The sequence below is a fragment of the Hymenobacter aerilatus genome, from assembly GCF_022921095.1.
Taxonomy (GTDB): Bacteria; Bacteroidota; Bacteroidia; order Cytophagales; family Hymenobacteraceae; genus Hymenobacter; species Hymenobacter aerilatus.
The window spans coordinates 2,039,203-2,062,280 of the sequence record NZ_CP095053.1; the positions used below are offsets into that span (position 1 = coordinate 2,039,203).

A 23,078-nucleotide genomic window follows, 5' to 3' on the forward strand; every position below is an offset into this window, starting at 1 on the left:
CTTAGGAAGCATTCGGAATGAAGACGGAGAGAACATAGGCCACCCATTTCCCGGCGTTCGTCCCAGACGAGGGCGTTGCCGTGGCATAGAGGATGGTACCGGGGTTGAGCTGCAAGGCAGTGGTAGGGAGTTCGGCCGTGAGCTTGTTGAGGAGTCCCAATAGAATCGAGGTGGACACGCTTTTTGAGTACACATCACTCCCCCCGGCTGTCGTGCCGATTTTCAGCGTAATCGAGCCCAGCAACGAGGCGGGCGGCATCTCACTCAGTAGAAAAATCACGTTCACCGGCATCACCTTCCGGTTGAGCCCGGTGGTATCCGTGAGCGGGTCGAGTGCTACTGAGGTGCTGCCCACATTTTGCGCAATACGGGCAGGTTGGTTAATTCCTCCTAGCACCTGTTCAAACCGAGGGTAGGCGGTTTTGCCCGTTGCAGAAGCATCGGCTACCGGTCCTTTAATTTGCCCAGTGGCCGTGTCGCCTTCGCGTAGCAGGCGCTTGTTTACGTCGGTTTGCAGCGCCGGAACAGTCGTCGTGACAATCGTATCAACCCTTCCCTTCTGCGTATCAATAGCCGACTGTACCGCGGGGACAGTGGTACTTACCAGCGTGTCTACTCTTGCTTTTTGCGTGTCTACAGCACTCTGCACTGTACTGGTAGCCGTGGTAAGGGCCGAAGTCGTAGCCAGCGTAGGCAGCGTGTTTTGTACACTTGTTAGCCCGTCGGCCGTGGTATTGAGCTTGGTGCTGATAGCCTGTACGGTAGTGGCGTTGGCTTTTGCGGCGAGGTCAGCCACGTCGGCTTTTTGCAGTAGTTGGCTCAGTACGCTGGTAAGCTGATTCTTTACCAAAAGCACATCCGCCGCGGTGGCTTTGTCGCTTTTTAGGTTGGCGTCCATCTCGTTCACCAACTGAACAAGCGAGGCTGCTACGTGGTCGCCCCCTAGAATGGTGGCTACTAATTGCCCCATCTCTACCATCATTTGGTTTGCCGCTAGTAAGCGCTGGTAGAGGTCTTGGTTGGTGGCAAGTTGCTGCAATAGCGTAGTTCGCAGCCCCTCATTCGTCATTTCGGGGGCTACAGAAGGCAGGGTGCCGGATTGCGTAAGTGACTGCCCGAGTACGGGGGCTACTTGTGCCGCTATTTTCTTTTCTAGGAACGGTCTCATACGCCAGCTTCTAGGTAACGACGCCACTTCCACACGGTCTGCCCATCACTTGTTACCGGTCGGGAAGGGGTACACCGGTATTGAAATTCGTCCCCTGGGGAGGTGTAGTCGTCGGTGAATTCTGTATCGTAATAGGCTTCGTCGGTTTCCACGAACGGCCCGCCGGCCGACGCGTAATCGGCAATCACTTGATTGGCTTTGGCCGTGGTCAGGTCGTAGGGGTCGAAGGAATCAGCCGGGGTGCCATTACCGCCTTCACTACGCCGGTCAATCACATTGAGGCCCGCCGGATAAGTAATACCGGTGATGTCGCACTCGTCGGTGCTACCCTCTAAAATCAGCGTGCCGTAGCCATTGGTGCTGCCAGTCGCATAGGTGTAGTTCGCTAGCAGCGAGTTGCGTACAATCAGGATAGCCCCCGCCTGCACCTCAAGCGTGCCGTTCTGACTGCGCACCTTCTCTACTAGCGCTGCCTGGCTTTCGTCTGTTGTCTGGTAGAGGGATACGATTTTATACGCGCCAAACGCTGTGAAATTTAGCAGCCGATTGTCCGCCCCAGCGAGGCCAACGGTTGAGGTCTGGTTGACGAAAATAGCCCCCAACCCATCAAACCATGCCCCGTTGTTGGAGATAAATCCATCTGGTAAATAGGTCAGGCGCGCCCGACTAAGAATCGGGTTGGTAATCGAATTGGCCAGCATCGGCGCCGAGAGGCTGTCGCTGAGCTGTACTTGGTAGGAGCTACGATTGACGACGCGGAAGAACGCCGCCAACCGCGGGTCTTGGCTATCCACGAACGGGTTGTCTTCTCCGACGGGTTCCCCGGAGGTGCCCGTTAGCGCGGCTTGTTGCTCCGGTGTGATCTGCGTCGCATCAAACAGCAACTCCCACAAAGCCCCAGCTACTGGCAGAGCGGTACGATTCCCAGCCGACCTGCTTTTGAAGGCTTTTAATCCTGAGAATACAACATCATCCTTTTTAACTGTAATGGTACTACCATCGGTGGGGAAGGCATACAGGTTCGCCCCGAAGGTATCCGTGGGCAGGATGAACCGACGCGTAAGGGTCGCCCGGCTGTCTTGGTCGGGGTCGGTGGTAACGGCGGAATAGGCTCCGTTGTAGCTGTACAGCGCGCCTTTGAAGTAGTATTCGAAGTCGGGTCCGGCTCCGACATCAGCCCCTCGCGTGAAGGGCTTGATGGCAATTTGGCTAAGGGTAACGGTGTTGAGGTCGGTGGTAGCCTTTTGGGTCATTGCCCCGTCTGTGTTCTGCCCAGGGCTTGGGTACAACAACCCACCGTCGCCAGTCCCACTTGCGCCGGGAGGACCAGCCGGACCTTGTGGCCCTGCGGGGCCTTGTGGCCCGGTTGCGCCGGTATCGCCTTTCGGGCCAGTTGCGCCTTGTACCCCTGTCGCACCCGTGTCTCCTTTAGGGCCAGCGGGGCCAGCGACGCCCTGAATACCTTGCGCGCCTGTATCGCCTTTGGGGCCAGTAGCCCCGGCAGGGCCTTGGCTACCCGTGTCACCTTTGGGTCCGGTTAAGCCTTGTACCCCCTGCGCACCGGTAGCACCCTGTGCACCAGTGTCCCCTTTGGGGCCGGTAGCGCCTTGTGCGCCCGTATCTCCCTTTAACCCTTGGGGGCCGGGTACTCCTTGCTCGCCTTTCGGGCCGCGTACAAGCCCTACGTCATTAAATTCAGCACCTGACCATACGTGCAGGTGCCCGTCGTCCTGCGTAATGTAGCCGTCGCCTGCGTTACTTGGCCCTAGCGTAGTCGGCAAGGCAGCGGCGTTGGCCACACTGCCTTTGATGGTTACCGAAGTGCCATCTTCCCCAGCGGGGCCAATCGGGCCTTGCTCGCCGGGTTCGCCTTGCGCTCCTTGTGGCCCTGCTATTCCCTGTGGGCCAATGGGTCCTTGGATGCCCTGTGGTCCTTGCGGGCCGACTTCGCCTTGCGGGCCTTGTGTACCTGCACCACCACCAGCAGAAAGAACCCAGCCAGCGGGAGACGCTACGTTTGCCAGCGAGACAAGAAGCAAGTCAACTGCTTGTCCGGCATTGACGCTATCCGACAGTACCCGAACAACGGTAACGTTCTCTTTGATCTGGTCAGCTTTAGAAGCCAGGGCGTATAGTTCGGCACGGTTGGCTACGACCCGGCGACCACCGCGCAAGAAGTTGCTGTCAACAAACGCGTTGTTTGGGTTATTATGCTGGTATTCGTCAGACTTCTTAACTGCCATGACCTATTTAAATTCTAAGGTGGAGTTTGTGAAAGCCTGTGTGGCGTTAGACACGATGTAGGCCATCGTGACGGCGGCTCCCAGCTCATTTTGACCGCTCAGGCGGCGTACTTCACGAAAAGCTCCCCGGATGCTGTCCACTCCATCCTGTAGGATTTGGGCTACATCATCATTACCTGCATTGTCTTCCCACGCATAGACCGTGTACAATCCAGTTCCTGCCATTACTCCACCGATGGTGCGGCTACGCCCATCTTGCAGGCGCTCATTGCCCAGGTTTAGGAGTTGTGCGAACGTTGGATTTTGGGTGGAGAGGTAGCCGAAGGTGCTGGCAAACAGCCCGCTATAGGTTACATCATCAAAAAAGGCGTTGCCCTTCGTATCCAGCCCACTGAGCAGGAAAACGCGGGTAACGCCTTTGGTAATGGTAAACGCGGTTGTGCTAGCGGATAAGGTGCCATCGTTGGCTTCTGCGCTGGCTAATACTGTGTTGCCAGTTACATCACGGAACGTCAAGCTATTGGCTTGAACATTTCCTGAATTACTGGTAGACCACGTAACCGATTTGAATCCTTGCGGGAACTGTGTGCCTACTTTGTAGGTAGCACTGTCAGCGCCTTGTACGCGAAGCGAGTTGTTGAAAGACGGAGCTTGAAACAACTCTAACTTGAGTCGCCACAGGTCTTCTGAGGTAACATTTGTATAAGTAGTACCAGCTTGGATACCGCCGTCGGATACGGTGGGGGTAATAGTGAAAGGCGTTGCTTCTCCACCTCCTACTACCACCGGCACCCACCGCGCCGCTACCTTTCCTCCTGAAAACGAGCCATCCTGAAAGACCGAGAGTGGTCCGGTGGCGTCACGTTGCAGCCGGTAGATTGCCGCTGGAGATTCAACGTAACAGGTGGTATTTAGGCACAATAGGTCTGTTGCCAGTGCCGTGCGTCCGGCTTCATCTGGCACCGCTTTCAGTAGGTCGCGGCGGTTGTTTGGCCCAGCTAAGTAGGCTCCGACGAACTGCAATAACAGCCCTGGGCTTACCTTAAGTGACTTGAAAGCGCCGTTGGCTTGCTGCTGTTCAAATTCGTAATTCCCAGCCAGCAACTGCGCAATAGTGGTGGCTGCGTCTAGGTCGCGTATGTAAACTCCCTGTGCTTCTGGCATGGGGCGAAACTACCCGCACAGCCTGTTGGTCTTGCCCTAGAAAGACCGCAAGTTGTTGGCTAGTCCACTGGTATCCGGTATCGCCCGTCGGCCGTTACCCGCCGATCGCCTGTGCTGCTTAGTCGAGTGAAGAGGGTGGTAGGCTGCCCGAACCGACCACTACCTAGTTTTCGCAGCGCAATAGAAGCCTCGGCCTCGTGCTCATCCAGCGCATACCCTACCACGACATACTTGCCGTCGGCGTCAAACACCGCATCCACTACCAGCCCAATACCCCACTGCCAGAGTGTACGACCTCGCAGCGTTCCTGTTAACACTTCCCCCGGAAACGTTCGTAGTTCCAACCGGTCTAAGGCAGCGGTTTCCAACAGGCCCGCCGCCCGACGAGTACCGGGTCTACTCCAACTCGTCGTGGCCCGCCCATCGGCTAAGGTCAACGCATGGCGCCACGCCTGCACGTCCATGCCGCGAACCGGCGCGAAATTACCATTGTCAAACTGGAACCGAGGCAGATCATCATGCACGAGTTCTACGGTGGGCAGTAGTAAAAACCCGTTCTCGTTTACCGCAAACTGGGTTTCCGTGTCCTCAAAGAAGACTTCGTTGGGCCGGATTTGCAGCCCAATTTCGTAAATCGTGATAATCGGATATTGCCCATTACCCGTAACCGGGACGGGTTCTAGCGTGCCATTATCGAGTAGTTGGGGAGGGAGTAAACGAACGCGAATGGTATCGGCTACTAAGCCAAAGGGAATAAACTGCTCTACTGTTACCTCTTTGTCTTCGCTGGAAAAAGAGAACGTCAGGTAAGGTAATACTGGGGCGCCTCCATCCAAGACTTCAAACCGCAACCGCACGAAGTTAGGTTTGGGTTTCGGCTGCCCATCCACTTCCACGGGGGCTTCTACTTTTGCCCGTAACCGGAGCACCGTACGCGCCTCGTTTGGGTCCGGCTGGTGGGGCATGGGGGGCGAGAGCAACCCCGCCGAAGCAGGTGCCCGGTAGGCGTCAGCATACAAGGCAAGCGCGTACTGCCCGGCCTTACCTGACGACACGCGCCGCACTCCGGCAAAGAAGAAATTTCCTGTGCTTACCGCGTCTTCGACTGTCCAGTTAATTGGTTGGGTATTGGTCGGGTTCCACAGTTGAAACGTGCCATTTTCTAACTGATTTTCGACAAATTGCCTTTGCACGGTGGCTTGCACCACTTTGGCAGAGCCGACGATACTCACGGATTGGTTCTCATCCAGCCAGTACGCGGAAAACTCGTCTTCCTCTTGGGGAGGCACGACGTGGCGGGGCAACGGCCTATCTGGAAGCGGGGCGGGAAGGCCATTCGGGTGAAAGGCGCGAAAATCATATTCTTGTTCGACTTCGTTCAGGCTCACAATCCACCACGCGCCCATTCTTTGCACCAGTAGACAATTACTCCGGCGTAGAATGCTATTGAGCACCGTCCGGCAATCAACCGTCTTCCCCTGCTCGTAGTACGCTGTGCGCCAGCCCCACGTCTCGGCTAGGGGGTCGGCGTCTTCGCCCATCAGCACGTCGCGTAGGTTGTCGGCGTTGTATAACGGAAGGTTTACGTCACACCGAGACAAACAGTGCAGTACCGTCGCCAGCAGCGGCCGGCGTCCGAGCATATCCTCCCCGATGTGATTTAAAAACTCTGTATCGGCTAACGCTCCTAGCCCATCGTTGGCGTCAAAGCTAACTTCCTGGCCTATGCCTAATAGTGGTTCTTGGTAGGTGCTTGGGTCCACGAAGCCTCTGAATACCAGAATATCCGCCCGGTAGACACTAACACGGTGGAAGCGGTCGTGCTTGGTGACAATATCCACGAACTGCCGCACTTGGCTGGTTCTGAGCCGCAGGGTCACACCCGAGCCAATGGCTTCGGGTAAGATGCCATCGGGCGAACTGCCGGTTTCAGCGTAGGAGCGTTGCGCTGGGCTCGCTGCCCCGCATACGCTCGTTACCCCACCCGCCCAATCCTGTTGTTCTATTTCAACTCGTAAGGAAGTACTGAACAGGTCATCCGCTTCCAGTCGCCACCGCACCCGGTAGCGGTCCTCAATGGTAAACTTGGCTTCAATACTTCTACCGGCCGCATCTTGAACGCGCACAGTATGCTGCCCGGCCGGGAGGTTATCAAACTGCCCGGTGGTATTTGTTTCACCTGTACTTTCTTCTGTAAACGACAACGGCAACGCGGGCGAATCGGCTTCTACCCACACGTCGCCTAGTCGCTCCAGTACTGAATCAATATCGGTTTTGATGAGGTTGAGTAGACGCAGTTCCCCGGCTGTGCTAGGCGTTGTGGCAATCGTATCTTCAACCCGTAGTCTGTAATTCCCGTCGTGATAGAGCCGCCGATACGTGATACCATCAGGCAGGTAATACGCGTCTACGATTTCTGTGGTAGGACGCGAGTAGGCGGCTGGGTAGGCCGGGTCGGTTTGGTAGGCAACGTCGTAGGCGTCACGGGTAGCGAAATCATAGGCGGTGCCCCTGGCAACGTAAATCGTGCGGCCGTTTTCGCCGCGGTCATCCGTTATAAACTCTTCAAAAAGGAAGTATTTGAGCCACTTGGCAGGCTCTCGCGTCGGGTCGGCCGGCTGGTTGTCGGTTTCACCCGGTCCAAAAATCCGAACTTCCTCCGAAATCACTTGGCAGGTGGCCGCGTCCTGCACCGCGCACCGATATCTTCCAGCCGGGGCTTTCTTGAACACGAACTGATACACGCCTTCTGTTGGAATGGAATACGTGTAATTCGGCGTGTCTCCTACTTGCCCGACGACATAGCTTACCCCGGCAACCGTTATAGAAAAACTAGCCGGTCCGTTGCTGGTAGAGGCGGTAAAGAATAAACTACCGAAAGCAGGATCATCCGTCGTATTCGTCCCGAACGTTTCTAGACGCAGGTCACAGACGCCCGCTATGGGACAACTACCGTGGTTAGGGTTGTCAATGCGTTCTGCCTGCCCGCCTTGGCTGTAGCGCAGCACGTAGGTCGAGCCTTCGCAGTATTCGTCTAAGACCGTGTTGTCTTCAATCTGGTGCGTTTCCAGTTGGAAGCTATCCACTACCTCTGTTTCCGAGGCATGAATAACAGGATTGTAGTAGATGCGGGTAACGCGGTACTGCCCCGGCGCGGTCTCGACGCTGGTAGAGGTGAGCAACCGCCGCTCGTAGACAGGAAAGGCCATGCTGCGAAGCTAACAGAGGAGGCTAGGGGTTCGGGGAAGGCCCGGCGCAACTTGTTGGCTAGTGGTTGTGTATATTGGCGGTATGAAAAATATTCTACTTTTAGCGTGTATCTTATCAAATACATATGCTATTGGGCAAACTACGTCTGCGACGCCATTCAAAGGGGCTACCGTTATCAGTGTACCATTCACTGGGTCTGCTGGGCAATCTTTACAGCGCATCGCAAAAGTATTTGTGCAGCAAGGATTTGGTATTGAGCGAATGGATACGACGCTAGGCTATTTTGACACCGCCCCACGAGCCTACGGGCAGTTGTCGCCAGCCGTGTTTCTATACCATGTCGTTGCTAAAAACACGGTAGAAATTACAGGGCAATATCAAGTAAAGGTTGGACTGCAAACCATCAGTTCACCGATGCAGTGGACAAAAAGTAATCTGACACAAGACAAGCAATGTTTTTTGCGGGCACAGGAAGTAGCCGAATCCTACTCCCCTACCCTGCAATACAGCACGCGTTAGGCTTTGCGTAGAGTCCTATATTGATCGACTCGCAGCAGCTTTGTAAGCACGGACGACGCATCATCACTTGATTTTAAATCAACTTCTACTTTCAATGCTTGTGATTTAGGGAAATCCGCTGGTTTGGGGGCCGCTACTGCGGCGGGCCCTGTCCCCGCCGAACCAGCTCCGGTAATAGAACCGAGTTGCCCAGCAGCTTGCTTGCCTACTGCCGAAACGACCCCCCCAAGGGCTACAAGCCCTATGCCAGCGGCAATAGCTGCGATACCGCCCGCGGCGCCAGATTTAAACAGGTTATCTAGGGCAAGCTTGGCAATACCAATCGCAATGAGTTGCTGCCCGAAGGTTTTCATAAAATCTCCAATAGCGGAGATGATAGACCCAAAGACAAACTGCAAGCCATCACCAATTGTAGCACTACCCGTAACGATAGCGCCAAACGCTTCCCCAATCGAGTCTGCAATACCTGAGAGCGCAGAAGCTACCCCGAACTTAAAGGTTTCGACTAGGGCTTGTTGTTCAGTCAGACGCTTAAACTTATCCGTTAAGGACTCTACGCCCTCTCCTACTTCGCTTATATTGCGCAGATACACCCCCGTCCCATCAGCAGACTCCACAAAGCCGACGGTGGTGGGGTCAATACCTTGCGCCCTTAGATTGGCAAGCGACGCGCTTACAGCGGCGATCTTAGCCCCTGTGTAATCGAAAGTTGCTCCGAAATCGACACTTCCTTGCGCCGCTTCAGCAAGGGCTTTGTTAAGTGTTATCGTTTCGTTGGTGAGCGCTAAGCCTTCCCCGCCGCCTCGCATACTTGCGAAATTCAACCGGACAGGCAAGTCAAGCGGCTGGCTTTTATAGTCCCCAAGGATATTCTGAATATCTCTATCCAATGTATCCTTGACCGTACGGGGCATCCGTAGCCCTTCAAAAATCTTCCCGCCATCTAGCTGATCGAATCCGGTATCAAGCGATTGACGGAGCGTAACAAGTTGCTGCGTGAACGAGGCAAAGGCCCTGTTCGCGCTGGTGACGCCCACCTTCGCGAGTCGAGACAGCCCGGTTTCCAGGATGGCAATGCGCTTGGTGGTTTCCTCAACGCCTTCTGATACGATTCCAAGCTTCACTTGTCCGTCCAACCCACGCAGGTTGTCGCGTAGTTGCTTAAAGGCTCGTTCTACTTCGCTTAGGGCTTTCTTAGCGGTGTTTGGAAGTTGCTTGAATTCTGCTATTTGAGCGCGTAGGCGTTTAATCAACGCATCATCAGCCGTCAGGTCTTTCCCTGCTAGCTTGTCGTTGTAGCGTTGTTCTAAGGCGGCTTTAAGTTGTTCTTCTAGTTCTTTGAGTGTAACCAGCGCTTTCCCGGTTTTATCAGCAGCCCCTTTTACGGCATTCAACCCAGTAGTGGCAGCGGCTCCTAATCCCAAAAAGCCTTTGGTTAAGCCTCCTATTGCTGGATTGATGACGCTGCTAATTTGCACCCCTGCACTACTGAAGTCTCCTAGCGTACGGCGCAAGTCGGTGACGACGTTCTTTTGCTCGTCAAACGCCTTGGTAGCGTTTACCAACTCCTTTTGAAACGTTACGATGTCATCCGTTTGGTCGGAGTAGAAAGCCCGCCCACCGCTGGTGACGAATACTTTGCCGGTTCTATTATAAATCTCTTGGCGTTCCCGTAGTGTGCGCAGTACTTTTTCGCGTTTTTGCAGTTCCTCTGTTTCGCTTTCAATAGATTGCCGGGCAGAACTTACCGTTAACTGCTGTTGCGCGGCAATGAACTCACGGGTGCGCTTCGTATTAAGCGAAAGCGTCTTCCCGTACGCATCTATCTCTCCGCGGGCACTAGGAATGGCCGTCGTGACTTTTTGGATGATGGTCTCTAGCTCTGCTTGCTCCCCGGCCGTGAGTGCAGTTTTGCTTTGCAGTTCCTCGTAGCGGGCAAGCAGTGGCTCAACCGAAGTCGTAAGTTCTTGAGTGGCTGTCTTCTGGTCCTGATACGACCGTAGCGTGCGTTCGCTGCTGTTGGACAGATAAACCAAGCCCGCCGCGAGTGCGGCTACGGCAGCTACTGCTAAGCCAATAGGGCCAGTAGCAACGGTCACAGCGGCACCTAATGCTTCTAATCCAACAATGAGTGCGCCGCCTGGGGCTAATAAAGAAATAATACTACCCAATCCAAATGCCAGTGGCCCAATAGCTGCCACCAACCCACCGACCACCAACACCGTTTTCGCGGCGGCTGGCGACATGTTATTCAGTGCTCCCGTAATGGCTCCTACCGTCGCAGAGAAGCCTTTTAAGAGGGGAAGCAGTTGATTGCCAACTGTTATTCCTAATTCGGTCAGACGGTTTTTCGCTATCTGTATCTGGCTCGCAGTTGTTTCGTAGCGTTGCCCGGCTTCTTTGGCAAGGGCGGTATTGTCGGAGAATGCTTTACCCGATAACTCAATTGCCCGACGGGCCACGTCGCCCGACCCTGCCAAACGCAACAGCGAGTCGGATACGCGAATATCATTTAGCTCTAAATCTGCTAGGGTTTTAAGCGTAGAGCCGCCCTGGTCTTTAATTCGCCCTAACCCCTCGGTGAAGTCTACGATGGCGCCGGCCGCGTTGGTGCGGAAGCTCTTGGCGAATGCATCGGCACTCACGCCCGCTACCTTGGCGAACTTATTCAGATCACTACCCCCGTTCTCAACCGCTAATTGAATGCGTTTGAAGACCGTGCTTAACGCAGTACCTCCGGCTTCGGCATTGATGCCTAAGCTACTCAGTGCCGTGCCAAACGCCAGAATATCGGCTTCTGTTAGATTAATCTGCTTACCTGCCCCGGCTAAGCGTCCAGCGATTTCAACAATCTCTGATTCAGTGGTTGCAAAGTTGTTCCCCAATGCGACTACCGCGGAGCCCAGGTTACTAAACTGGGTTTGGGGGAGCTGGGTAATATTAGCCAGTCGGGCTAACGCCGTGGCGGCTTGATCGGAACTGAGGTTCGTGCTGTTGCCAAGATCAATCATGGTCTTGGTGAAATCCAGCACGTTCTCGCGTTTGATGCCAAGTTGCCCGGCGGCTTCTGCTACTTTGGCTATCTCAGTGGCTGCGGCTGGTATTTCCGTGGCTAGTTGTCGGATGCCGGCGCTCAGACGAGCATACTCGGATTCTGTTTGCGCGGCACTTAACCCAGTAGTATCAAGTGTTTTCTTTACCCCGGCAAAAGCCGATTCAAAATCTACTGCCGCCTTGCCCGCCAGCCCAAAGGCTAAGGTAATGGGCGCACTAATTCCAATCGAAGCCGCCTGCCCTACGTCTTTTAAGCCATCCCCTAACCGACCAACCCCATCTTTCAGCCCTTTGGCCGCTGCGTCACCTGCTTTAAAGGCCGCAATCAACTTGCCGTTGATGGTATCCGCGGCATTGCCCGCACCGGCGGCTAATCCTTTGAATCCATTCCCGGCCGTTGCCGCAGCGCCCCCGACGTTCTTCGCGGCTTCCGCTGCTAGAGTGGACGAGCTTACCCAGCGCCCGTTGGCATCGCGCATCTTGCCCTGTGCATCAATGTAGCGCCCCATTGCCTTATCGGCTTCATTCAGCCCTCCAGCTACACGGGAACCAATAGTAGCAGCGGCCGTGCCGACGCCCGATAAGGAGCCTGCCGCGTCTGTCGCTGCTTTGTTGGCCGTGCTGGCAAAGCTTTGTACGCGGGTAGCGGCTACATTCAACCCAGACTCTAGCCCGCTTAAATCGGCACCAATGGCAACATTCAGGGCTCCTAAATCCATTTAGGTAGTGGTAGGGCGTTTAAAGTAATTCATAGCCGCCATGCGCTTTAAAAACGCATCGTTGCTTTCTGTTTTCTCTGAAGTAGCCCGGTCGGTCGGCAAGGGCCATAGCATTGCGCCTTGTATTTCTTTGCCGGTTTTGGTCTTCGTGCCGTTGGCTTGAAACACCCACGCCCCCAACTCTCGGAGGCGACGAATTTCCTGCTCTTGCTTGTTTTGATACCCAAGCACCGCGTGCTCGTAGTCGGGCCACGTCATGCGCCAAAACTCCCAGGGCCGGAGGCCGGCTTGCGCAGCGTACGCCATAACGCCCCTCCATGTAGGAGGGGCGCTGGGCGCTACTTCTGTTCCTTCGGCCCCTTCGCTTTTCCCGGTGCCGTGGTGGCTAGGTCGCGAGCGGTTTGGAAGAATTTGGCAATTTCTTCGGGGGTGGTTTGAGCTGCTTCGTCCACCCAGAACGACACTTTCTTAGGTGTGTACTCAAAGGGCAAATCGTGTAGTTCCGCGCCAGCCGCCAAAGCGGAATGCACTAAGTCTACAATCAGTACCGAGTCTTTTAGACCGCCTGCCCCGGTTAGTTCACTGACCGCCTCTTGGTAACCGGAAAGTTCTACACCCCGGTTCTCACAAAAGATTCTGGACTGAAGTGTCCCCCAATGGTAGGGGCGTTGCTCCCCGCCAATCAGCATCGAGCCTTCCCCGCGAATTGCTAGATGTACCATACTACGCAGTGATTAAGCCATAAGGGCCGTTACCCGTGAAGTCAGCCGTCCAGGTAACAGTGCCCGTTTCGGGCTTGCTCAGGGCAAGGTTAGACAAGTAGGCTTTACCGCCGTAGCGTTCGCCCTGTTCGCCGCCAAGGGTGAATTCAAAGTCTACCTCCGTGCCGTCTACCAAGGTAGAAAGCATGTCTTTGTAGGAGATGTTGGCCGCTTCTTCAGCAGTAGGGAAGACGCGGGCAATAGCGCCAATAGAACCGGACCAGCTCCGTTCGCCAGGGGAGCCTTGCGCCCACCCGCCCGAAGAAGAACAAGTAGCCGGGTCAATTGTACGGGCAACCGTAACATCCATTGATTGGGCGCACCCTACTACGGTATCTCCGATGTAGGTTACCACATCTGTGGCGTTGATGATAGAAGCCATTCGCTAGGGGTATAAGGAGTGAGAAATGTTTAAGAGACAGCCCGGTAACGCCCCGTTGGGGCCGCGTACACGGGTGGTAGCGGTTGTAGGTAAGTGCCACCGTGGTAGTACACCGACCAGCGGTAGCGGAGTAGTCGTCGAACCGCTCGCAGTTCGCCGTTATCCTCGCGTAATTCAGAGCCTAGCAGCGTAATACCACGCCCGCACTGCCAGCCCGCAGGCATGGGCAAGGCTACGTTATCGAGTCGATTGGTAATCTGATCGGCTAGTTCGTCGGCTGGTTCGCTCGAGAGCTGGTCGGCTGGGAATTGGGTAATCACATCGATTAGGGCCGTGCACTCCCAGGCCCTGCAACCAGTGGAACCAGCAGTAGGGGCGAAGGTGGGCTGTTGCAGAAAGACGTAGTGCTCCCGTAGTTCTGAATCGGGGTGCTCGTACACCTTGATATCCACACCATCGTACACCAGCGGCGGAACCGTTAGCGTCGTGTAGAGGGTAGGAATAAGGTGTTTAAGCGGGTTCATTTCAGGTTAGCGCGAGACTTTAGATTGTCTAGAAAGCGTTGCCGGTTAGCTTCGTACGCCGGGAAAAGGAAAGGCTGTGCGCGTTGCCGCGTCGTGCCCAGCTCCACGAAAGGCGCATAACTCACGTTTGTTCCGACCACCCCCGACAGGCCGTTGGAACTGATTTCAGTGTGGATACTTGACCGGAGTCTACCCGTATCCACGGGGGCTAATTCTTTGGCGTCGGATTCAATGAGAAGGAGCGTTTCCGCTACGACTTCTCGCGCCGCCGCTCGGGTAGAGGGGAGTAAGAGTTTGATCTTGTTGAGCAGCCCGTTTAACTGCTGACCATCTACACCGACTTGTAGGTTACTGGCCACTGTCAATGCACGTTAACACGTCGTATTCCTTGCGTCCGTCGGGTAAGACGGCTACCACGTTCAGCGTCCGGCCATTCTGGGTGCGTATTCTATCCTTGGTCGTAAAATGAGCCTCATAGCGGGCTGTTACTTCGTACATGGTGGTTCCCAAGGGTTGCCCTAACCGAACTGCTTCTGACCCACGCAAGGCCCGTAGCTTCACCCACCATTGAGTTTCTACGCCAGGACCTACCGGCTTTTGCCCGCCCCGCCCGTCGTCTACGCTGGCAGGCCGGCCGATCTTGGTTACCCGTTCGTTCAGGTCGCCTGCGTTGATGCGTCCCATTAGAACAGCACGTTGGTTAGGCGTAACTCCGCCAGCTTCACCCGGTAGGAGACGGGCAGTTCTGACGCCACCGAGCCTACTTGTGTGGTTTCGCGGTTGCGGTACCACTCAGCAGCCAGTTCCAGAATAGCCGTTTTTACCACGGCTGGGCACCGCTCGGCAGCATCCGTGGGCAGATCAACGGTTACCGTGTAGGTCTGCGCAAAAGCTCCGTAAGCACCATTTAGGGGGAGTTCCCGGTTGATGCTGATGCCTTTCCGGTATTCTTCCAGGTTCCAGTTCTCAAGCGCTTCTAGCGTGGTAAAGAAGCCACGTACACTCACCACCGTAGCACCTTGCGGTAGCTCGTAGGGTTCGCCTAGCTCGTAGGTGATTTCTACGCGTTGCCCTCCGGCAAAGAACCGTCCCGTATAGGCTTCCACCTTTTCGCGGGCACCTTGCAGGCAGATTGCTAGAATACCATTCTCACTCTCCCCATCTACCCGCACCCACGCCTTGAGGTCCGATAGTCCGACGGGCTCTACAAGCGGGGCTGGCGAATAGATGGGGACAGTGGTAGGCATCGGTTACTTGGTTTCCTTGACGGGGTTGGCGTCTTTGGTTTCGCGGTCCTCAAAGGGCTTGGGCTTCGCAATTCTGGTAGTCTCCGTTTTGGGTTTTGCCGCAGGGGCTTCCTCTTCTTCGCCTACTTCTTTTGCTAGCCCTGCCTTTACCAGCAGGTTTGCGCGGGCCTCGCTCGTTTCGAAGCGAGTGCCTCGGCGCATGAACCCCTCATCACCAGAAAAGGGGCTCAAGGCTTCGAGTTTCTTCATGTTAAGCAGCTTTCTGGATCAGTGGTTTGGCCGTGGCGAAGCTGCCTTTCACGAAGGCTTTAGGGTAGCCCACTTTCAGCGCAATGCGCTTTTCAATCACGATCAGCAGCAAGTTGTGGCGGGCGTCATCTTCGTTCTGGTCGTAGATGCGAACGCTTAGCGCGGTGCGGTCGAAGAGTTGAGCACCCAGGGCGAAGTCGCCAATCAGGAACTCGCCTACGGGCATTACCGTGTTTTCCACGATACGCACCCCCGAAATAGCGGGCAGGGTCGTGCCGAACAGGGCAGCGGGGACGAGGTAGTGGCCGTCTTCGCCTTTTTCCAAATCCATGTTGGCCACGTCAATCGGGCTCAGGATGATGAGGGTAGGCAGGAAGTGTTCTACCGAGAGTTGGGCAACAGCAGCGCGTAGTACGTCGAACTCGTTGGGGAACTCGGCTTTCACACCCCCACCTGTAAAGGCAGATGCTTGGGTGTAGATGCCTTCTAGGTTGTTGCCCAGACCATCACCAAACAGGATTTGGTCGTCTTCTACGAACTCAATGTCTGCTACACCTTCTTGCTGAATCGTGGACATGAGCAATGGAATATCGTCCACCGTTTCTTCCGTGATTTTGAAGGTGTTGGCAATTTTCTTGGCGTCCAGACGCTTCGTGATGAAGCCCAGATCAGACGAAGGTTTCAAGCCGCCTTCCCCTACCATACCTGCGCCACGATTGCGCGAAGCCGTGTGTTGCAGGTAAGTAGCCGAACCCGTAGACATCTGGCCTACGTTCATGAAGGCACGAATATGACCACGACGTCGGGGCTCGGTTACAATGCCAGGCAGTTGCGTTACCGAAGCAGGGCCGCCCAGGGTGGTCACGTTAGCCGTGGTAATCGTGGCGGCGGCCTTGGCGTTCAACTCAATCGTTACTGAGTTTTTAGAGCCGGGCTTTACGGCTTTGATTTCCGGGGCCTTGTCGTTGAAAGCTTTCCATGCTTCAGCCAAACCTTCGTTATGATCGAAGGGGGCGTTCATGGCGTTTCGCTTCATTTTGGCTTCCAAGCCATCTACGCGCTCGTTGTTTTCTTTCGCGGCTTTTTCAGCAGCGCTCTTGGCTTCTTCGGCTAACGTTTTAGCTTCCGTAGCGGCGGCTTTCACGTCGGATACAGCAGCCTCGGCAGCTTGCTTGCCAGCTAGTTCAGCGGCGGTTTTCGCCTCTGCTTTGAGGCGCTCAGCGGCCTCTTTTACTTCTTGTTCCATTAGAGGAATGATTAAATGAGTTGTAGAAAGGAGGTTAGTGCCTTCTCGCCGCTCGGCTCCTCAGACTCGGAAGTGGCTATTGCCGGCTTCACGGGTTCGCTGGGGAGTGAAATCAGTCCTTTGTAGGCGGTTTGTATAGCCTCTAGCTCATCAGCTAGTTGGTATCCTAAGTCATCCGAAATAGTGCCGTGGCGCAGAGCTTTAACCAGCTTACCCTCCCGGTCTTGAATGCGCGCAAGGGTTAGATCAAGCCCTGCTTTGGTATCGCACTTAATGCCAATCAAGGGGGTAAAGCGGTTGGCGCCCCATGTAACAGCCGAAAATTCACTCACTGCCAACTCGGTTAGGTATTGAATACCCGCCTCGTCTTTATGGCTTTTCATGATGCGGTAGCCAAACGAATGCTCAAAGAGGTCTAGCTCGTAAAGCGCTAGTGCATCGTCCCCATCCTTACTGCCGAGCGCGAGTTGCGAAGACACAACGGCCCCAACAGTATCCTGCCCTAATTCGATAGGCTTACCAATGATGGTGCGTGTTTCGTGTTGACGCAGGTGCTTTATGCGGTTTGCGCCAGTAGGGCCGTTCTCAGCAAATGTTTTTGTAAAGGCGCCAGGCATCGTTACATCCCCATCGCTATCCACGTTATTAAACGCAGCGCCATAGAACTGCACAATGCCCTTTCGGCCATCAATGTCTTTCAGCAGTACCGGCCCGGCGTAGGCGTAAGAGTATCCCTGTGTGAGCATGAAGCAAACCTACCCTACCCCACCCCCTGCTATGTAACCACAGAAGCGCAAAGTGTTGGCTAGTCACACCTAGACACAAAAAAGCCCGCACGAGGCGGGCTAATTAGCACTTAGTCCAGAAAGCAGGAAGCGGTAGTAGGTTCTACCGGAAAAGCGTGTAGGTCTGTGTTATCCCATCTTCCCAGCCTAGATCGTAGCCAGGACAACGGCATAAGGTGCGGGGTGGGCGGCTGCTGGTGAGGAGGAGTAGCTTTAGCTTTTGGGGCGGTAACCGAGCGAACATCTACAGCGGATTATCTGAGCAGCGGGAAGCATTGGGTCGCCGGGGTAACGGGCAGCATACCCGCCCACTAGGAACGTATCGTTCATGCCGACCGTCTGTCTGTCCGCTGCAATGTGGTCGGCGCGGGTACGGCTGTCTTTGGTGGCTATCCAAAACTTGTCCAACGCTACCCCAGTAGCCTGTGCTCCAAAGAAGCTGCCAGCATTACTGGCGGCTACTACCTCCGTACGAATGATGGTAGTCGCCCGTGCCTTGCTGATGGTAGCAATATGCTGACGTAAGGTTTTAGCTCCTTCGGCTACGCTCTGCCCTTCTGCGACTACCTGGCTTAAGACCTTGCGTACCTGCTCCCTGGTTGTCTCCACCATGCCCGAGAGACGTTGAGCGCCTTCCGTGCTGATGAAGTTCTTTAGTCTGCTGAGCCAGCCCGTTCGCACTTCCGTAGGCGGTGCGGCCTTGATGGACTTCTGCGTGGTGAGCTGATCGTAGGCTTCCTTAGCAAAGTAGTCGCCAGCTTTCTCATAGACGACTTCCAAGGCTTGCTGTAGTCCGTTCTTTGTGATAACGGCCGCGGCTAGCTCCGGGCTACCACTGGCCTCCCACATAGCAACAGCTTGCGCGCCTTGTTGGATGAGGGCACGACGAATGCTCGCCTCGTAGCGGTTCTCGTAGCGGGCGCGGGCGGCTTCGGTCTGGTCGTAGGTGGGCATTAGGAATAGTGGTTGCGCCAGTCGTAAGGCTTTTCTTCACGCTGCACAGGTGCGCCCTTTATGTAATTAACCATCGCTTCAACATCTAAGCCGCCCCAAAGTAGGCTCAGTTCTTTACTGATTAATGACCCTACTTTATTATTCTGTTGACTATCTTTTTTGGGCTCTTCCATTGCTACAAGTTACGTATTACAGGACTGTTAGTAAAGCAGCTCGACAGATAGCTTCGGGAGCGGTTGCAGAAAGCACGTCCTGAGTAGACTCGTATTCTTTGAACCGACGAAAGCTTATCTTGAAGCCTAGTTCTCCACCGTCGGAACCACCTGATATCCAAGCTTGCATCATTTCTAGATAGTGGCTTTTGTTTAGGTGCTCTACTACTTGCCAAGCGTCGGCTATAGAAGTAGAGGGCTGCCACCGATTAGGTATTGTGCCGCCTGAATCGGGGAAACGTTCAGGATGTTTACCCTCTAGAATAAGCCCACCCCGCTCCTTGTGAAACCGGAATGGCTCATTTACAGCGCAAAACTGCCACCCCATTAGGTACTCTGCTACTAGTGCATCTAGTTCTCTCCCTACTGGGGTAGAGTCTATTAGTTCTTTGGTAAGAGTCATGGTTGGCGCTTTTTGAGTTGGGCTAGCTCGTCAGCCATTGCTAGTACTCGGGCGTTGGCTTGTTCAATCTCCCTGTCATGGCGGCTGTTCTGGTAGCCATCTAGTATCATTAGGGCAACAGCAAAAGCCATACAACAGGCTGCCAGGATAGCCAGGCTCTTTACCCATTGCCGTTTGACTTGGTACTCATGCCATAGAGCGTACTGCTCGAGCATATCCAGCGGCTTATCGTGTGGGTTCGTCATCCTTTTGTTCCCTCTTCTAGTGTAGGCTGGTCGGGACATTCGCTGTTTAACACTTCTTTCAGCCGCTGAATATTGGCTTTGAGTGCATCTACTGTAATGGCAAAGATGGCATTCAACGCTTCTCTACCTAGATCATCTTCATTCAACTTGTTGCGACTACCATCATCCCATCCGATGCTAACACACCAAAAGATATCGGGGCCGTTACCCTCCAATACATTAAGGTCGCCTTGCATCATGCCAATCTGAGTTTCAATCTCTTGCTTTGTCATCTTGTCTTATAGTGTAGGTTGAACAACTAAATCTTCTTTCTTCAACAGCACTGTCGCATGAAACGGGTTTGTGCCCAGCGTAGTAGAAGGGCCGAATATTTGAACGAAGTGCCAACCCTGAAACTTGGTATACCCGTTGGCGTCGGCCTTTGCCTTTAGTTCTTCTATCGTTGGCACCTGTCTGATTTCTTTGCTGACGGTGGTAGGCAGCCGATTACGCCACACTACTTCACGTTCATGCCATGCCTTATAGCCTTCCTCGGTTACTTTTACCAGCATGTAGTTATTCAGATTGAACTCTACGTAGTCCTCTGCTAGTCTTTCGGGGGTTAGTCTCTTACTCATGGTGGTGGGGGTTAATTGAATTTACTAGCAAGCCATTCTTTTTCAGCATACATCCCAATAAGTAGGCCCGCGAAAGCCCCGACGATATACCCGTCCTTCCCGAAGGCATTGCCGATAATAGCGCCGCCGCTGGCTGAAACAAGTATGCTTGTAATGCGCTCCTGTGTAGTGCTTTTCATGGTCTTTAGACTTTTCTAATATAGTCTTGTCCCTCTACTAAGGGGGTGCCATTGAGGGGCAGGGCGAATTGTCCGACGTTGCGCAGGTAGTCAGCAGCTGCAAACGCGTTCTTAAGGTCTACTGGTAGTTGCTTGCCAGCGTGTTGCAGTCCTACAATCATATCCCACGTATCATCAATGCGAACGAAGTAGCCGTTGCTGAAATCAACCACCCAGCCGCTTCCGATATAGGTAGTCGTGAATGTGACGGTGCGCGTAGAGCAACTGCCAGTCGTGACAATCTTCGCCACCTCTACCGCTGGTACCGTCTTATCTGGTAAGGCAGTGCAGAGTTGGTCGAACGAGCGCAAGCGTGGGCGGACATCAGCTACTGAATATCCGTTAACCGATTGCGTTTCAACGCCATCTACGTCGGCTATGTATCGTTTACTAAGCTTGAAGTAACGCAAACCAACCAATATGCCGGGGCCGTCGGGTGTTTCCACTTCTAAAGTACCCAGTGGATAGGCTTGCAACAGTTGTAGGGTAGTAGACATGGCTAGTTATGAAGTCTGTGTTTACACTGCCCGCAATGGGTTTTGCAGGGGCCGAACTCGTTTTGACACTCACTCAATGTCTTTGCTGTTGCCGGCCCCACCTGCCCACATGACATACAAGCCAGCGTAAACCGATTGCGTATTGCATGAGTACAGTTAGCCCGCTCGTGTGCGTCGCGTTCTATGACTGAGGCAAAGTTGAGGGATTGGGTAGTAGACATAAGGCAGAGGGGGCTTATAAAAAGTCGTTGTACACACTCAGAAAGAAAAGAACAGCCATAAGGGCCAGCCCCGTAAGAGCGAAGGCTCCTTGCGCCCAGCCCGGCACCCGGCGGCGACTTACCATCTCAACCAAGCCTACCACGATATGCCCACCGTCGAAAGGAAGCAATGGCAGTAGATTCGCCAGTCCTATAGCGGCAGAGATAGCGCCGCTATACAGCATACTTTCCCCTTCTTTCACTTGCTGCATGAAGGTGAACGTGCTAGAAGCCTTCCCGGCGTCGGCTACTTCCAACGAGCTTATGCTTGCAGTGGGATGGGAGAACACGCCTGCTAGCTTGTGTCCGAGCATAGCCAGCAACTTTCCTGTTACACCGATAGTCGCCAGCACAGCTTGCCAATACGGAACATGCTGTTGCACCTGCACATAGTAGGCCACGCACAGGATGCCAAATATGATGCTAGCCAGCGGGCCGGCGGCGGCGACTAGTACCCGTTGATAAGCAGGCGCGGCTTCGTAGTCCTCCTCTCGTGGCTTAACATACCCGCCCAATGGCAAGACACCTAGTCGGAAGGCCGTACCCCGCCACCGAAAGAGCGTAACCCCTGGCCCAAAGCCAATCGAGAACACGTCGGCCCGAATCCGAAAGGCAAGCGCTGCTAGGTAGTGCCCTATCTCATGCACAGTAACTAGTAAGCACAGCACAGCGCAGGATAAAAGAACGTTGGAGAGCATATCGTTTCAGAGAGTGTTGGTAGTAGTAGGTTGTTCCTTTGTGCTTAGGAGAAAGAGAGGGGCCTAGGCTACAACACGATACCGAAACTCGTTTTCCTCTTCCATGAGGCGAGCGTCTTTGTCGGGGCTGTAGTCAGCATTTAATGAGATGCGCGTAAACCACCGGCCAAAGCGGTGCTGCTCTGAACGGGCAGTTGTGCAGTCGGTCAAGGTGTAGCCTAGCCGCTTCAACTCTTCCTGTTCTTGATAAGAGAGGTCGTAGGCGTCATAATAATCTTCGCCCCAGTTGTTCGCAGCCCGTAGTTCAATACCCAAGTCATAGGACAGGATGCTGTTGCGCTCTTGCTGCAACTTGCGGAAGGATGGGAAGCCCATAGTGGTAGGCGCTATAGTGATTCAAACTCAGATTCCAATTCAGCGATTTTAGCAGTCCGACGAGCAATCAGAGATTCTAAAAAAGCCTTTATCTCTGCCTCGTCAGGGTTGCCTTCGGGATTCACATAGGTTATGGATAGCCATTGCTCAACAGGTAGCGACTCATCTACCTTGATGATGCGCAAGTAGTATTCGTTGCGCTGCAACTCTTCCACTTCCGTTTTCAGCCCAGCAATTTCAGCCGTGATAGCTAGACCTCTTTCTATCTTTTCTTGTGTCATACCCAAAGATAATACATACACACTACATATACAATAGATACACACTTGTGATTTATTTCTATCTTCGCAGCAATACCTAGACACATGGCAAAAGACCCGCGCAAAGACCGCCTATACAACCTGACCTTCGATTCTGCGGAAGAGAAAGCCTTCTACATTGAGTACGCCCAACGGGTGCATGGTCTAAAGCTCGCACAGTGGCTTAAGAAGATGATGCGCGATGACCGTCGGCAGAATGATTCCAAGTCCTGACCCCCTCCCCTACTATGTAGTAGTTCTTAAAACATTAACTATCAAAACAATGGCACACTCTATCCTTATCCGAGGCACCAAAGGAGAGCTTGTAGGCTTCTCTGTTGATTGGGAAGACAAAGGCTATATCGTAACCAACACAGTACAGGAAGGCAACCGACCGCAGTTCTATCCAACGGACTTTGTGGCGCGGCTCGATTTCGCATGCGGCCAAGTAGCTGCCTTAACCTTTGTCCCTTATGCTGGAGTTGATTGGAAGGCACACGAACAGCACTCCATTAGCGGGGTTCGTGGCTGGGCACAAGGCTTAGAATGGGCATGGCGTCATAGCCGCAACAAAGACCCAATGATTGCACCCTGGCTGATTCGATAGCCCCTCCCCTCTCTTTTAATCTAACAGAAAGACCGATGAATCAACCCCCTGCTTACACTATCTCTGCCGACGCTAATCAGTATTTACAAGAGTTGGCAGGGCAAAACGGGTTAACACCAGCTTCAGTACTAGAAATACTTGTTCGGCAGGCACACGCTGGGGAGTGGTCGGTTACGCAAGCATTTCTATTCCCAACGAAAGCCGATGACCCTATTGACTTAGACGAACTACTGGGTCTGATTACTACAACCCCTAGTCGGAATGCTTTGCGTCGATTTATTAACCAAATGGACCTTGTTTCGTGGTTGGACCTAGGCAGGCAAGGGCGGCAGCAACTTATGCGTATACCTTACTTCTCAGTAAAGTACTTAGATAATATATCCGCTCTACTTAAAACGAAAGGCGTTACTCTTTAGCCCTAC

28 protein-coding genes are annotated in these 23,078 nt (G+C 54.0%); 3 read left to right on the forward strand and 25 right to left on the reverse strand.

Going from position 1 to position 23,078, the window contains the following annotated elements; translation table 11 throughout:
* Nucleotide 1 precedes the first annotated feature (1 nt).
* From MUN82_RS08665 to MUN82_RS08680, 4 genes are read right to left on the reverse strand one after another with little or no spacing between them, the layout of a single operon-like run.
* Nucleotides 2-1,168, reverse strand: coding sequence for a hypothetical protein (locus tag MUN82_RS08665; RefSeq protein ID WP_245096691.1), 1,167 nt, complete (start codon nt 1,166-1,168; stop codon nt 2-4).
* Nucleotides 1,165-3,411, reverse strand: a complete 2,247-nt coding sequence (locus MUN82_RS22375; RefSeq protein WP_311136433.1) for a collagen-like domain-containing protein — start codon at nt 3,409-3,411, stop codon at nt 1,165-1,167. Before MUN82_RS22375 ends, MUN82_RS08665 begins: the two co-directional genes overlap by 4 nt.
* A 3-nt stretch (nt 3,412-3,414) precedes the next feature.
* Nucleotides 3,415-4,575: a hypothetical protein gene (locus MUN82_RS08675; protein WP_245096693.1), complete on the reverse strand. Its 1,161-nt coding sequence runs from the start codon at nt 4,573-4,575 to the stop codon at nt 3,415-3,417.
* Nucleotides 4,576-4,634: 59 nt separating this feature from the next.
* The gene (locus MUN82_RS08680; RefSeq protein ID WP_245096695.1) at nt 4,635-7,784 is read right to left on the reverse strand and encodes a hypothetical protein; all 3,150 of its coding nucleotides are present in this window, start codon (nt 7,782-7,784) and stop codon (nt 4,635-4,637) included.
* Between the two features lie 82 nt (nt 7,785-7,866).
* Here MUN82_RS08680 and MUN82_RS08685 point away from each other — a divergent pair, with 82 nt between their 5' ends.
* Nucleotides 7,867-8,304, forward strand: coding sequence for a hypothetical protein (locus MUN82_RS08685; RefSeq protein WP_245096696.1), 438 nt, complete (start codon nt 7,867-7,869; stop codon nt 8,302-8,304).
* Here MUN82_RS08685 and MUN82_RS08690 read toward each other — a convergent pair.
* The 21 genes from MUN82_RS08690 to MUN82_RS08780 form a co-directional block, all read right to left on the reverse strand.
* Nucleotides 8,301-12,077 (reverse strand): phage tail tape measure protein, encoded by a 3,777-nt coding sequence (locus tag MUN82_RS08690; protein ID WP_245096698.1) that lies wholly within the window; start codon nt 12,075-12,077, stop codon nt 8,301-8,303. The two genes, MUN82_RS08685 and MUN82_RS08690, sit on opposite strands and share 4 nt — an antisense overlap.
* Nucleotides 12,078-12,383 carry a hypothetical protein gene (locus MUN82_RS08695; RefSeq protein ID WP_245096700.1) on the reverse strand — a complete coding sequence of 102 codons (306 nt, stop codon included), beginning with the start codon at nt 12,381-12,383 and terminating at the stop codon, nt 12,078-12,080.
* Between the two features lie 32 nt (nt 12,384-12,415).
* Complete coding sequence (locus MUN82_RS08700) at nt 12,416-12,799, reverse strand: hypothetical protein (RefSeq protein WP_245096702.1); 384 nt, start codon at nt 12,797-12,799, stop codon at nt 12,416-12,418.
* A gap of 1 nt (nt 12,800) precedes the next feature.
* Nucleotides 12,801-13,220, reverse strand: a complete 420-nt coding sequence (locus MUN82_RS08705) for a phage tail tube protein (RefSeq protein WP_245096704.1) — start codon at nt 13,218-13,220, stop codon at nt 12,801-12,803.
* 29 nt (nt 13,221-13,249) lie between these two features.
* The gene (locus tag MUN82_RS08710) at nt 13,250-13,744 is read right to left on the reverse strand and encodes a hypothetical protein (RefSeq protein ID WP_245096705.1); all 495 of its coding nucleotides are present in this window, start codon (nt 13,742-13,744) and stop codon (nt 13,250-13,252) included.
* The gene (locus MUN82_RS22425; protein ID WP_375374084.1) at nt 13,741-14,103 is read right to left on the reverse strand and encodes an HK97-gp10 family putative phage morphogenesis protein; all 363 of its coding nucleotides are present in this window, start codon (nt 14,101-14,103) and stop codon (nt 13,741-13,743) included. The genes MUN82_RS08710 and MUN82_RS22425 overlap by 4 nt, the downstream gene beginning before the upstream one ends.
* Nucleotides 14,093-14,428 (reverse strand): phage head closure protein, encoded by a 336-nt coding sequence (locus MUN82_RS08715; RefSeq protein ID WP_245096707.1) that lies wholly within the window; start codon nt 14,426-14,428, stop codon nt 14,093-14,095. Before MUN82_RS08715 ends, MUN82_RS22425 begins: the two co-directional genes overlap by 11 nt.
* A complete protein-coding gene (locus tag MUN82_RS08720) occupies nt 14,428-14,991 on the reverse strand; it encodes a head-tail connector protein (RefSeq protein WP_245096709.1) in 564 nt (187 codons plus the stop codon). Before MUN82_RS08720 ends, MUN82_RS08715 begins: the two co-directional genes overlap by 1 nt.
* Nucleotides 14,992-14,994: 3 nt before the next feature.
* Nucleotides 14,995-15,240, reverse strand: a complete 246-nt coding sequence (locus MUN82_RS08725; RefSeq protein WP_245096711.1) for a hypothetical protein — start codon at nt 15,238-15,240, stop codon at nt 14,995-14,997.
* A gap of 1 nt (nt 15,241) precedes the next feature.
* Nucleotides 15,242-16,486 carry a phage major capsid protein gene (locus MUN82_RS08730; protein WP_245096713.1) on the reverse strand — a complete coding sequence of 415 codons (1,245 nt, stop codon included), beginning with the start codon at nt 16,484-16,486 and terminating at the stop codon, nt 15,242-15,244.
* 11 nt (nt 16,487-16,497) lie between these two features.
* Nucleotides 16,498-17,232 carry an HK97 family phage prohead protease gene (locus MUN82_RS08735; RefSeq protein ID WP_245096715.1) on the reverse strand — a complete coding sequence of 245 codons (735 nt, stop codon included), beginning with the start codon at nt 17,230-17,232 and terminating at the stop codon, nt 16,498-16,500.
* Nucleotides 17,233-17,484: 252 nt separating this feature from the next.
* Nucleotides 17,485-18,225, reverse strand: coding sequence for a phage minor head protein (locus MUN82_RS08740; protein WP_245096717.1), 741 nt, complete (start codon nt 18,223-18,225; stop codon nt 17,485-17,487).
* The gene (locus MUN82_RS08745; protein WP_245096718.1) at nt 18,225-18,398 is read right to left on the reverse strand and encodes a hypothetical protein; all 174 of its coding nucleotides are present in this window, start codon (nt 18,396-18,398) and stop codon (nt 18,225-18,227) included. The genes MUN82_RS08740 and MUN82_RS08745 overlap by 1 nt, the downstream gene beginning before the upstream one ends.
* Before the next feature lie 16 nt (nt 18,399-18,414).
* A complete protein-coding gene (locus tag MUN82_RS22430) occupies nt 18,415-18,840 on the reverse strand; it encodes a BC1872 family protein (protein ID WP_375374085.1) in 426 nt (141 codons plus the stop codon).
* Nucleotides 18,841-19,081: 241 nt separating this feature from the next.
* Nucleotides 19,082-19,357: a hypothetical protein gene (locus MUN82_RS08750; protein ID WP_245096720.1), complete on the reverse strand. Its 276-nt coding sequence runs from the start codon at nt 19,355-19,357 to the stop codon at nt 19,082-19,084.
* Between the two features lie 6 nt (nt 19,358-19,363).
* A complete protein-coding gene (locus MUN82_RS08755; RefSeq protein WP_245096721.1) occupies nt 19,364-19,702 on the reverse strand; it encodes a hypothetical protein in 339 nt (112 codons plus the stop codon).
* A gap of 11 nt (nt 19,703-19,713) precedes the next feature.
* A complete protein-coding gene (locus MUN82_RS08760; RefSeq protein WP_245096723.1) occupies nt 19,714-19,881 on the reverse strand; it encodes a hypothetical protein in 168 nt (55 codons plus the stop codon).
* 5 nt (nt 19,882-19,886) lie between these two features.
* Nucleotides 19,887-20,417 (reverse strand): hypothetical protein, encoded by a 531-nt coding sequence (locus tag MUN82_RS08765; RefSeq protein WP_245096725.1) that lies wholly within the window; start codon nt 20,415-20,417, stop codon nt 19,887-19,889.
* 235 nt (nt 20,418-20,652) lie between these two features.
* The gene (locus MUN82_RS08770; RefSeq protein ID WP_245096728.1) at nt 20,653-21,375 is read right to left on the reverse strand and encodes a site-2 protease family protein; all 723 of its coding nucleotides are present in this window, start codon (nt 21,373-21,375) and stop codon (nt 20,653-20,655) included.
* A 63-nt stretch (nt 21,376-21,438) separates the two neighbouring features.
* Nucleotides 21,439-21,750: a hypothetical protein gene (locus MUN82_RS08775; RefSeq protein WP_245096729.1), complete on the reverse strand. Its 312-nt coding sequence runs from the start codon at nt 21,748-21,750 to the stop codon at nt 21,439-21,441.
* 11 nt (nt 21,751-21,761) lie between these two features.
* Nucleotides 21,762-22,031, reverse strand: a complete 270-nt coding sequence (locus MUN82_RS08780) for a hypothetical protein (RefSeq protein ID WP_245096731.1) — start codon at nt 22,029-22,031, stop codon at nt 21,762-21,764.
* An 84-nt stretch (nt 22,032-22,115) separates the two neighbouring features.
* Here MUN82_RS08780 and MUN82_RS08785 point away from each other — a divergent pair, with 84 nt between their 5' ends.
* The gene (locus tag MUN82_RS08785; RefSeq protein ID WP_245096733.1) at nt 22,116-22,283 is read left to right on the forward strand and encodes a hypothetical protein; all 168 of its coding nucleotides are present in this window, start codon (nt 22,116-22,118) and stop codon (nt 22,281-22,283) included.
* A 49-nt stretch (nt 22,284-22,332) separates the two neighbouring features.
* On the forward strand, nt 22,333-22,656 hold the full coding sequence (locus tag MUN82_RS08790) for a hypothetical protein (RefSeq protein WP_245096734.1): 324 nt from the start codon (nt 22,333-22,335) through the stop codon (nt 22,654-22,656).
* Nucleotides 22,657-23,078: the final 422 nt, after the last annotated feature.

What these genes read in the sequence shown, in the direction of transcription:
- MUN82_RS08665 (WP_245096691.1), bottom strand. Translation starts at nt 1,168, where the DNA reads ATGAGACCGTTCCTAGAAAAGAAAATAGCGGCACAAGTAGCCCCCGTA.
- MUN82_RS22375 (WP_311136433.1), bottom strand. Translation starts at nt 3,411, where the DNA reads ATGGCAGTTAAGAAGTCTGACGAATACCAGCATAATAACCCAAACAAC.
- MUN82_RS08675 (WP_245096693.1), bottom strand. Translation starts at nt 4,575, where the DNA reads ATGCCAGAAGCACAGGGAGTTTACATACGCGACCTAGACGCAGCCACC.
- MUN82_RS08680 (WP_245096695.1), bottom strand. Translation starts at nt 7,784, where the DNA reads ATGGCCTTTCCTGTCTACGAGCGGCGGTTGCTCACCTCTACCAGCGTC.
- MUN82_RS08685 (WP_245096696.1), top strand. Translation starts at nt 7,867, where the DNA reads ATGAAAAATATTCTACTTTTAGCGTGTATCTTATCAAATACATATGCT.
- MUN82_RS08690 (WP_245096698.1), bottom strand. Translation starts at nt 12,077, where the DNA reads ATGGATTTAGGAGCCCTGAATGTTGCCATTGGTGCCGATTTAAGCGGG.
- MUN82_RS08695 (WP_245096700.1), bottom strand. Translation starts at nt 12,383, where the DNA reads ATGGCGTACGCTGCGCAAGCCGGCCTCCGGCCCTGGGAGTTTTGGCGC.
- MUN82_RS08700 (WP_245096702.1), bottom strand. Translation starts at nt 12,799, where the DNA reads ATGGTACATCTAGCAATTCGCGGGGAAGGCTCGATGCTGATTGGCGGG.
- MUN82_RS08705 (WP_245096704.1), bottom strand. Translation starts at nt 13,220, where the DNA reads ATGGCTTCTATCATCAACGCCACAGATGTGGTAACCTACATCGGAGAT.
- MUN82_RS08710 (WP_245096705.1), bottom strand. Translation starts at nt 13,744, where the DNA reads ATGAACCCGCTTAAACACCTTATTCCTACCCTCTACACGACGCTAACG.
- MUN82_RS08715 (WP_245096707.1), bottom strand. Translation starts at nt 14,428, where the DNA reads ATGGGACGCATCAACGCAGGCGACCTGAACGAACGGGTAACCAAGATC.
- MUN82_RS08720 (WP_245096709.1), bottom strand. Translation starts at nt 14,991, where the DNA reads ATGCCTACCACTGTCCCCATCTATTCGCCAGCCCCGCTTGTAGAGCCC.
- MUN82_RS08725 (WP_245096711.1), bottom strand. Translation starts at nt 15,240, where the DNA reads ATGAAGAAACTCGAAGCCTTGAGCCCCTTTTCTGGTGATGAGGGGTTC.
- MUN82_RS08730 (WP_245096713.1), bottom strand. Translation starts at nt 16,486, where the DNA reads ATGGAACAAGAAGTAAAAGAGGCCGCTGAGCGCCTCAAAGCAGAGGCG.
- MUN82_RS08735 (WP_245096715.1), bottom strand. Translation starts at nt 17,232, where the DNA reads ATGCTCACACAGGGATACTCTTACGCCTACGCCGGGCCGGTACTGCTG.
- MUN82_RS08740 (WP_245096717.1), bottom strand. Translation starts at nt 18,225, where the DNA reads ATGCCCACCTACGACCAGACCGAAGCCGCCCGCGCCCGCTACGAGAAC.
- MUN82_RS08745 (WP_245096718.1), bottom strand. Translation starts at nt 18,398, where the DNA reads ATGGAAGAGCCCAAAAAAGATAGTCAACAGAATAATAAAGTAGGGTCA.
- MUN82_RS22430 (WP_375374085.1), bottom strand. Translation starts at nt 18,840, where the DNA reads ATGACTCTTACCAAAGAACTAATAGACTCTACCCCAGTAGGGAGAGAA.
- MUN82_RS08750 (WP_245096720.1), bottom strand. Translation starts at nt 19,357, where the DNA reads ATGACAAAGCAAGAGATTGAAACTCAGATTGGCATGATGCAAGGCGAC.
- MUN82_RS08755 (WP_245096721.1), bottom strand. Translation starts at nt 19,702, where the DNA reads ATGAGTAAGAGACTAACCCCCGAAAGACTAGCAGAGGACTACGTAGAG.
- MUN82_RS08760 (WP_245096723.1), bottom strand. Translation starts at nt 19,881, where the DNA reads ATGAAAAGCACTACACAGGAGCGCATTACAAGCATACTTGTTTCAGCC.
- MUN82_RS08765 (WP_245096725.1), bottom strand. Translation starts at nt 20,417, where the DNA reads ATGTCTACTACCCTACAACTGTTGCAAGCCTATCCACTGGGTACTTTA.
- MUN82_RS08770 (WP_245096728.1), bottom strand. Translation starts at nt 21,375, where the DNA reads ATGCTCTCCAACGTTCTTTTATCCTGCGCTGTGCTGTGCTTACTAGTT.
- MUN82_RS08775 (WP_245096729.1), bottom strand. Translation starts at nt 21,750, where the DNA reads ATGGGCTTCCCATCCTTCCGCAAGTTGCAGCAAGAGCGCAACAGCATC.
- MUN82_RS08780 (WP_245096731.1), bottom strand. Translation starts at nt 22,031, where the DNA reads ATGACACAAGAAAAGATAGAAAGAGGTCTAGCTATCACGGCTGAAATT.
- MUN82_RS08785 (WP_245096733.1), top strand. Translation starts at nt 22,116, where the DNA reads ATGGCAAAAGACCCGCGCAAAGACCGCCTATACAACCTGACCTTCGAT.
- MUN82_RS08790 (WP_245096734.1), top strand. Translation starts at nt 22,333, where the DNA reads ATGGCACACTCTATCCTTATCCGAGGCACCAAAGGAGAGCTTGTAGGC.